We start from the raw sequence: 8,851 nt of genomic DNA, 5'->3' as shown, positions 1-8,851 counted from the left end.
CACCCGGGGCGGTCCCGCCGCGAAGCCCGCTCCCGCGCGCGCCGCGCCCCCCCGCCGCGCGCCAGCCCCCGAGCCTCGCTACGACGACGACGACGATGATGCCGCCAGCGCCGGACCGGATCCCTGGTCGCGCGACGCGCGGGACTCCGGCTCCAGCCGCTCGCCCATCGATGATCCGGAGGTCCTGCTCGACGACGCGCGCTCGTTCCTGAAGGAGCTGGAGGGCCCGGACCGCATCGCGTTCTGGGGCGCGGCGCTGGTGGTGCTCTCCTGCTTCATGCCGTGGAAGGAGACGGCCGCGGACGGTGACTTCCTGGGCCTCATCAGCCTGGGCTTCATCTCGTTCCTCTTCGCGGTCGCGACGATGGTCTTCATCGGCATCCGCGTGCGCAACCTGATGGCCTGGGTCAGCCCCATGCTGCCGTGGGGCGCGCAGATGGTGTGCACCGTCGTGTGCCTCGTCTGGACCCTGGTGTTCCTGAAGATCTCATCGGACACCACGCTGGTGCCGTCTCCGCTCGGCAACTCGGAGATGATGAACTCGTCGCCGAGCATCGGCTGTTTCCTGGGCGTGCTCGGCGCGGTGATAGCCCTGCTGGGGGGCCTGATGGGCCTGCGCCGTCCGTCGCAGTAGGCGCGGCGGCGAGGATTTCGCTGCCGTGCCGGAGGGGAGCGGGCTACCGTCGCCGGTCACCATGTCCGACGCCTCGCCCCTCTCCCGCCTGCTCGACGCGCTGGGCTCGGCCGTCGTGGGCCAGCCCCGCGTCCTGGCCGACCTGGTGACGGCCTTCCTCGCGCGCGGCCACGTGCTGCTGGAGGGCGTGCCCGGCGTCGCCAAGACGCTCACCGCGCGCAGCATGGCGGGCGCCCTGGGGCTGTCCTTCTCCCGCGTGCAGTTCACGCCGGACCTGATGCCCGCGGACATCCTGGGCACCAACATCTTCCAGCCCCAGGCCCAGTCCTTCCGCCTGATGAAGGGCCCCGTCTTCACGGAGGTCCTGGTCGCGGATGAGATCAACCGCACCCCGCCCAAGACGCAGGCGGCGCTGCTGGAGGCGATGGAGGAGCGGCAGGTCACCATCGACGGCGTCACCCACCCGCTGCCGCCGCACTTCTTCGTCGTCGCCACGCAGAACCCGCTGGAGCTGGAGGGCACCTATCCCCTGCCCGAGGCGCAGCTGGATCGCTTCCTCATGCGCGTGCGCGTGGGCTATCCGGACGCGGATTCAGAAGGGGCGCTGCTGCGCGCCTACCACCAGCGCGAGGGCCGCGCGCCCACCGTGACGCGCGTGCTGGACGCGGCCACGTTGACGGAGCTGCAGGACCGCGCGGCCCGCGTCGCGTGCGACGAGTCCATCCTCCAGTACGTCGTGCAGCTCGTGCGCGACACCCGCGCCCACCCCCGCGTGCGACTGGGCGCGAGCCCCCGCGCGTCCCAGTCCCTGCTCGCGGCGTCCAAGGCGCACGCGGCGCTCCAGGGCACCGACTTCGTCACGCCGGATGACGTGAAGGCCGTGGCCTTCAGCGTGCTCAACCACCGCCTCCTCCTCAAGGCCGAGGCGGAGGTGGAGGGCGTCACCGCGGACGACGTCCTCCGGCAGATGCTCGAACGGGTGCGAGTGCCCCGGTGAGCCTCGGGCGTCCCGTCCCCACCGGCCTCGCCGTGGCCCTGTTCGCCGGGGCGCTCGTGCCGGCGGCGCTCGCGGTGGCAAGCCCCGCCTTCGGGTGGTTGGCGCTCGCGGTGGACGTGGCCGTGCTGCTCCTGTGCGCGGTGGACTTCGCGCGCGCGCCCCGGGACCGCGACGTGGAAGCGCACCGCGAGGTGGAGCCCATCCTCTCCTCCGGCGTGGACAACCCCGTGCGCTGGGTGCTGAGCGCGCGCACCGGAAGGCCCGTGCGGGGAGAGCTGCGCGACGAGCCGCCCCTCGACGTGGAGAGCCACGGCCACCGCCAGCCCTTCGAGCTCGAAGCCGGCGCCGCGCCGACAAAGCTCACGTACCGGGTGCGCCCGCCTGCACGGGGCGACGCGCGCTTTGGCGACGTGCACCTGCGGCTCCTGGGCCCCCTGGGCCTGTGCTCGCGGCAGGTGCGCCTGTCCGCGGCCCGGGACGTGAAGGTGTACCCGGACCTGAGCGCCCTCTCGCGCGAGGCGCTGTCGCTGGCGCGTGCGTCGGAGGCCGTGTCCGCGCGCACGCAGCGCCGCAAGACGATGGAGGGCCGCGAGTTCGAGTCGCTGCGCGAGTACCGCCCGGGCGACGACTTCCGCCACATCGATTGGAAGGCCTCCGCGCGCCACGCCCACACGCTGGTGCGCACGTGGCAGCCGGAGCGGCACCAACCCGTGCTGCTGCTGCTGGACTGCGGCCGTCACATGGCGGGCCGGGTGCAGGGCCGGCGCAAGCTGGACCACGCGGTGGACGCGGCGCTGCGGCTCGCCCGCGTGAGCCTGGACGCGGGCGACGTGGTGGGCGTCATGGCCTTCGCCAGCGACGTGCGCGCCTTCCTTCCGCCGCGCAAGGGCGCCGAACACCTGCGCCTCATCACCGAGTCCCTCTACCGCGCCGAGGCCGGCCTGGAGGAGAGCGACTACGGCCGCGCGTTCGACTTCGCGTTCGCCCGTCAGACGCGCCGCGCGCTCGTGGTGCTCTTCACCGACTTGGTGGATCCGGACGCGTCCGCCACGCTCCTCACGCGCACGCTGGCCCTGCGCCCCCGGCACCTGCCCGTCGTCGCATCGCTGCTGGACGAGGACCTGGAGGCCGCGGCCACCGACGTGCCCGGCGACGCACCGGCCGCCTACGCGCGCCAGGCCGCCGCGCGCATGGAGGCCGAATACCGCCTCACCGCCACCACGCTGCGCGACGCGGGAGCCCTGGTGGTGCGCGCACCCGCACGTGCCTTCGGGGCCGCGGCGCTCAACGTGTACCTGGACGTGAAGGCGCGCGGACGGCTCTGAAACACACGCGTGTTCGTGGAGCGCGTCAGACGCATTCGTCAAGAGCTTTGGACGACCCGCGGAACATTTCACCGAACGCGTGAGTGCAGGCAGCGGCGCTCCGCCGAACGCCGTGCTTGCCAATCGCGCGGAGGCCGAGTTTTCGGCCTCGCGGAGGACCCCCTTTACAGATCCGGATCGCTCCCCAGAATGGCGCGCCTCAATCGTCCGCGCACGCGCGCGCACGCTCCAAACCTACGGATGGGAGGCGGGACTTGGCGGAGGTCGCAAGGGGTTTGAGGGTGACGGTGGAGGCGGACGCCGCGGCCGTCGCGGCCCGCGCCGCGGAGGAGCTGGTCGCGGCGGCGTTGACGCCCTTCCACGAGCGCCTGCTGGCGGAGGAGCTGCTCGCGCGCAGCGGTGACACGCAGCAGCGCCTGGCCAACGCCCTGTCCGAAGCGAAGGTGGACCTGAACCCCCACCAGGTCGAAGCGGCGATGTTCGCGATGGACGCGCTGTCGCGCGGCGGCTGCATGCTGGCGGACGAGGTGGGCCTGGGGAAGACCATCGAGGCGGGCCTCGTCGTGGCCCAGCTCATGGCGGAGGGCAAGAACCGCATCCTCATCCTCGCGCCCGCGGTGCTGCGCGCGCAGTGGAATGCAGAATTGCGCGAGAAGTTCGACCTGGACAGCGTGCTCGTGGACGGCCGCAACGTGCGCCCCCACAACAACTGCTTTGATCAGCCCTTCCCCGTCATCTGCTCGCACCCGTTCGCCGCCAACCGCGTGAACCTGTTGGCGGAGATCCCCTGGGACCTGGTCATCATCGACGAGGCCCACCGCCTCCGGAACGCGCACCGCCCCAACAACAAGATGGGGCAGGCCCTGCGCGCGGGGCTCGCGGGCCGGCCCAAACTGCTGCTCACCGCGACGCCGCTCCAGAACAACCTGATGGAGCTGTTCGGCCTGATGTCGCTCCTGGACGAACAGATTCTGGGCCCCGAGCACGCCTTCCGCAGCCGCTACCGCGCGGACGAAGGCGGTGGCATGTCGGAGGCCGCCGCCTGTGAGCTCAAGGAGCGGCTGGCCCCGGTGGTGCAACGCACGCTGCGCCGTCAGGTGCGCGAGTACGTGCGCTACACCAACCGCCGCAGCATCGTGGAGGACTTCAACCCGTCCCCCGAGGAGCACGACCTCTACGAGAAGGTCAGCGAGTACCTGCAGCGCTCGGAGGTCGCGGCCATCGAGCCGGGCAAGAAGACGCTCCTGACGCTGTGCTACCGCAAGCTGCTGGCCTCCTCCACGTTCGCCATCGCGCCCACGCTGCGCAAGCTGTCGGAGAACCTGCAGAAGCGCCTGGAGGCCGCGCGGCTGGGACAGCAGGCCCTGGCGCTCTTCGAGCCGGAAGAGGCCAAGCAGTTCGTGGAGGAAGGCGAGGAGTGGTCCGACGACCCCGCCAAGGCCCCCGCGGTGCGCACGCTGGAGCAGGAGGTGTGGGAGCTGCGGCAGTACGCGGACCTCGCGGACTCCATCCGGATCAACGCCAAGGGTGAGGCGCTCAAGCGCGCGTTGGATCGCACCTTCGCGGTGATGCGCACGCACAGCTGGCCGGAGAAGGCGCTCATCTTCACCGAGTCCAAGCGCACGCAGCAGTACCTATTCAACCTGCTGTCGGAGCACGGCTACCAGGACAAGATCTCGCTGCTGTCCGGAGACTCGGGCAGCTCGCCCGAGGAGCGCCGGGCGCTGGTGGACGACTTCCGCAACCGCACGCAGATCCTCATCTGCACCGAGGCGGGCGCGGAGGGGCTCAACCTCCAGTTCTGCAACCTGGTCGTGAACTACGACCTGCCCTGGAACCCGCAGCGGGTGGAGCAGCGCATCGGCCGCTGCCACCGCTACGGCCAGCAGCGCGACGTGCTGGTGGTGAACTTCCTCAACCGGCAGAACGCGGCGGATGCGCGCCTGTTCGAGCTGCTGGAGAAGAAGCTCAACCTCTTCGACGGCGTCTTCGGCGCGTCGGATGAGATTTTGGGCGCGCTGGAGAGCGGCGTCGACTTCGAGCGTCGTGTGCTGGACATCTACCAGTCCTGCCGCAACCCCGCCGACATCAACATCGCCTTCGACAAGCTGCGCGAGGAGCTGGAAGGCGCCATCACCCAGCGCATGACGGAGATGAAGTCCGTGGTGCTGGAGCGCTTCGACGGCGACGTGCGCCGCAGGCTGCGCGTGGCCGGCGACCAGGCCAAGGAGGTGGTGGCCCGCCGCCAGCAGGAGGCGAAGGCGCTCACCGGCTCCGTGCTGGGCAGCCGCACCTCCGGACGGCTCCAGGTGGCCAAGGCCGCCTACGCCGTGCGCGACCGCACCCAGGACGCCGTCAGCTACCTGCAACTGGACGCCGCGGGGCTGCCGTCACGGCTGGCGCGGCTCGCGGGCAGCGAGGGCTGGTGGTTCGCCTACAAGTTCGAGATCACCGGCCTCAAGCCCGAAGAGAAGCTGGTGCACCTGGTGCTGGTGAAGGACCGCGACGGCGGCTTCCGGGCCCTGCCGCTGACGGACGGTGTCCACTTCACGAAGCTCGACGCCAAGGAGGAGAAGCGTCGGCAGCCCGCGCCGGTGTCGGTCCAGCTCATGCAAGAGCAGTCGCTCATGACCGCGAAGGATGAGCTGATTCGCGCGGCCGAGCGCCGCAATGCGTTGGAGTTGGACAAGGCCCGCGAGCGGGTGGACCGCTACGTCGAGGACTGCCTGATGGAGTCGCGCGAGGTGGTGGAGGCCGCGCGTGAGGCGTGGACCACCGCGCGCAAGGAAGTCTCGGGCGTGGAGGACACCGCGGAGCGCGCGAAGGCGCGGGCGCACTCGGACCGGCTGGAGCGCGAGTACCGCCGCAAGCTGGCGTCACTGCGCAACGAGGAAGAGAAGCGCTACGCGGCGAAGGACCGGCAGCTGGCGGAGCTGGCCCAGAAGGGGCGCGTGACGGAGAAGCGCACCCTCATCGCCTCCGCGTACTTCTGGCTGTCGTAGTCGAAGCTGGCCTGGCTCCGGGCCCCTTCACAGGGGCTTGAGCCGCACCCACGTCGCGCCCCAGCCTCCGTCCGCCTCGGAGGCGGTCTGGAAGTGCGCGACCTCTGGCAGCGTGGGCAGCAGGGTCTGCACGGTGCGCCGCAGCGCGCCCGTGCCCTTGCCGTGGATGATGCGCACGTCGAGCACCCCCTTCTGCCGGCAGGCCCAGAGGTACTCGGTGACGAGTTCCTTCACGTCCCGGGGCTGGAAGAGATGCAGGTCGAGGTTCCCATCGACCGGAATTTCTACGGCTTCGTCCTCACTGGTGGGCGGGGGCTCCGGCCCTTCCGGAGGCAGGGGTGGGTTTCGCCGGGACACCGTAGCGGGCCTCCTCCAGGCGCTTCTTTTCTTCCTGCGCCAGGCGCTGCTTCTCGCGCGCGATCCGGAACTCTTCCTTGAGGCTGGAGATCTCCCCCTTGAGGGACGAAATCTCGGTCGTCACGGCACCCTGGGTGGTGACACCAGCGTCTTTCGGGTGCTTGCCCGCCCGCTTGTCCTCCGCGCCAGCACCGCCAGCGGAAGTCAGGTGCATCACCAGTGCTGCCATGGTCATCGCCTTCATGGCCTTTCACGTAAGCAAGCGGTGTGCTCGGGCGCAAGTCATGTTGCGTGAGCAACGCTCCGCTGGCCGCCCTCCTCCTGATGCAGGACAACGCGTTCCGCGAGTCGAACAGCCGACAGAGGCGCGCTCCCTTCCGCCTTGTTGTTGATGGTCACGAAGACAGGACGCTCGCGGCGCACGGCCGCCATGCATACCCGGGCCAGCACATCGCGGGTGCCAACATCTTCGTCCACCAACTTGTTGAACGGGGCGTAGCGGGCGCGGGCCTCCTCGTAGCCGAGGTTCGGCGGCAGCATCCAGCGCACCACGACGGCGCGGGCCTCGAAGGCGCGCGTGAGCTTCGCCTGACGCGCGACGGGCGGCATGTGGGCCCAGACCGCGAGCACCGGGCTCACGCCCGTGTCCGCGAGCGCCTGGGCGAAGGCCTCCGTCAGCAGCTCCTCATTGCGCACCTCCACGGCGTACAGCGGGCCCCGGGGCAGCGCGGAGAAGAACGCGTGCAGCCGCTCCACGAAGCGCGCAGGCCCCCCGAGCGCGGCGGGGTCCTGCGGTGGGAACTGGAAGACGAGCGGGCCGGCCTTGTCTCCCAGGCCCTCCAGGAAGGGCCCCACGACGTGGTCCACCGCGTACGCGGCCTGGAGGAAGCGGTCATTCACCTGCCCCCGGTGCGCGCCGTAGCGGTCATGCACGGGGAAGCGCGCGAGCGTGCAGGCCTCGTGGGCCTTCACGAGGAAGCGGAAGCCGTCCGGCACCTGCTGGGCGTAGTCGGCGAAGGCGGCGGCGGGCACGGGCGCGTAGAACGTCCGGTCAATGCCCACCGTGCGCAGCACCGGGTGGTGCGCGTAGGCGCCCAGGCCTTCGCGCGCGAGCTGGGTGGTGGTGGCCTCGTGGTCGTAGACGAGGCCGGTCCAGCCGGGGAAGGTCCACGACGAGGTGCCCAGGAAGACCCCCTGCGGGAGCCGCTCGCCCAGCGCTCGCAGGTCGTCGGACACCGGGGCCGGGGCCACCGGCTGCGTGCGTCGGCGGGACGACACGGGGGCTTCTTCGAGCGCGCCGGTGAAGAGGTCGAACTGGGCGGGACGTCTCGTTGCGCTCATGCCGTCAGCTCCCTTCCTGCAGGGGGTCCGGTGGTGCCCCAGGGAGTAATCCCCAAGGCCACACAATGCAGGAGGTTGCCTTGAATCGAGGTGACGTTCCAGGTTTCCTGTACGGCCACCGGACAGCCGGGCGGGCCTACACCTTGAGGCGGATGGCCGCGGGCAGCACCGTCATGGTGCAGGGCAGCCGGCCCGGCGTCTCACCGTCCACGTCGAGGTACACGTCGCCCGTCTCCGGCTCGGCGTGGAGCGTGCGGCAGCGGAAGCGCCGCGTGTTCTTCCAGGTGACGTGGTCGCCGTTGTAGACGCCCTTGGACTTGAGGACGAAGTCACTCAGGCGGTAGTGGGACCAGAGCGTGATGTCGAAGAGGCCGTCGTGGGTGACGGCGTCCGGAGCGACGAACATGCCGCTGCCGAAGTAGCGTCCGTTGGCCACGGCCACCGTGGTGACGCTCACCGACTCCGGCGTGCCGCCATCCAGCGTCAGGCGCACCTGCTGCTCGGTGTACTTCACCAGGCCCTTCACGGTGCCCCACATGAAGCTGACGTGGCCGCCCAGCGCCTTGCTGCCGGAGTTCACCTCGCGCGCCACCACCGCGCTCACGCCGAACGAGGCGATGTTGGCGAAGAAGCGCGTCGCGGGCTGGCCGTCGTTGTCGATGAAGTCCAGCCGGCCCACGTCGAAGGGCTCCGTCTTCTCCGTGCGCAGCCGCTCCAGCGCGGAGCCCAACTCCAGGTCCCACCCGAACGTGCGGCGGAAGTCGCCGCCGGTGCCCCGGGGCAGCAGCCCCAGCGCGGCCTGCGGGTTGATGACCTGACCGTCGCGGAAGAAGCCGTTGGTGACCTCGTTCAGGGTGCCGTCGCCGCCGACCGCGACGATGCACTCGTAACCGTCGTCGATGGCCTGCCGCGCCAGCCGCGCCGCATCCATGCCGCCGCTGGTGAAGCCATGCCCGAACTCACCGAGCACCCGGCCCACCTGCGCGGAGATCTCCACCCATCGCTTCCCCGTCTGCCCGTTGGCGCTGCGCGGGTTGACCACGAGGAACGTCTTCATTCAGTGCCTTCTCCCTGCGAAACCGCTTGTTTACGCGGTTGTGACCCGGGGCTCCACTCCGTGACCCGACAGAAGACCCCGGGCCCCGGGGTGTTTGTCACCCGGGCCATGTCATGCTGGGCCCCACCCTCACCTTGC

At 70.6% G+C, this 8,851-nt stretch carries 8 protein-coding genes; 4 read left to right on the top strand and 4 right to left on the bottom strand.

Features of this window, described 5'->3' with window-relative positions; translation table 11 throughout:
• From D7V97_RS35545 to D7V97_RS35530, 4 genes are all read left to right on the top strand, one after another.
• Positions 1-634: hypothetical protein (locus D7V97_RS35545; protein ID WP_120615064.1), on the top strand; the 634-nt coding region annotated here is incomplete at its 5' end.
• Between the two features lie 61 nt (positions 635-695).
• Entirely contained in the window at positions 696-1,631 is a 936-nt protein-coding gene (locus tag D7V97_RS35540; RefSeq protein WP_120615063.1) for a MoxR family ATPase, read from the top strand.
• Positions 1,628-2,956: a DUF58 domain-containing protein gene (locus tag D7V97_RS35535; RefSeq protein ID WP_120615062.1), complete on the top strand. Its 1,329-nt coding sequence runs from the start codon at positions 1,628-1,630 to the stop codon at positions 2,954-2,956. Before D7V97_RS35540 ends, D7V97_RS35535 begins: the two co-directional genes overlap by 4 nt.
• A 254-nt stretch (positions 2,957-3,210) precedes the next feature.
• Positions 3,211-5,958 (top strand): SNF2-related protein, encoded by a 2,748-nt coding sequence (locus tag D7V97_RS35530; protein ID WP_120615061.1) that lies wholly within the window; start codon positions 3,211-3,213, stop codon positions 5,956-5,958.
• Between the two features lie 27 nt (positions 5,959-5,985).
• On the opposite strand, the gene D7V97_RS35525 is transcribed toward D7V97_RS35530, so the two are convergent.
• From D7V97_RS35525 to D7V97_RS35510, 4 genes are all read right to left on the bottom strand, one after another.
• Positions 5,986-6,315 carry a Smr/MutS family protein gene (locus tag D7V97_RS35525; RefSeq protein ID WP_120615060.1) on the bottom strand — a complete coding sequence of 110 codons (330 nt, stop codon included), beginning with the start codon at positions 6,313-6,315 and terminating at the stop codon, positions 5,986-5,988.
• Positions 6,257-6,559 (bottom strand): hypothetical protein, encoded by a 303-nt coding sequence (locus D7V97_RS35520; RefSeq protein ID WP_199729047.1) that lies wholly within the window; start codon positions 6,557-6,559, stop codon positions 6,257-6,259. Before D7V97_RS35520 ends, D7V97_RS35525 begins: the two co-directional genes overlap by 59 nt.
• Before the next feature lie 38 nt (positions 6,560-6,597).
• Positions 6,598-7,656 (bottom strand): DUF72 domain-containing protein, encoded by a 1,059-nt coding sequence (locus tag D7V97_RS35515; RefSeq protein ID WP_120615059.1) that lies wholly within the window; start codon positions 7,654-7,656, stop codon positions 6,598-6,600.
• Between the two features lie 136 nt (positions 7,657-7,792).
• Complete coding sequence (locus D7V97_RS35510) at positions 7,793-8,713, bottom strand: diacylglycerol kinase family protein (RefSeq protein WP_120615058.1); 921 nt, start codon at positions 8,711-8,713, stop codon at positions 7,793-7,795.
• Between the last annotated feature and the right edge of the window lie 138 nt (positions 8,714-8,851).

The sequence above is a fragment of the Corallococcus sp. CA053C genome (genome assembly GCF_003611675.1).
GTDB lineage: Bacteria > Myxococcota > Myxococcia > Myxococcales > Myxococcaceae > Corallococcus.
The sequence above is the reverse complement of the archived record's forward strand: the minus strand, read 5'-3'. Positions and strand labels throughout refer to the sequence as shown.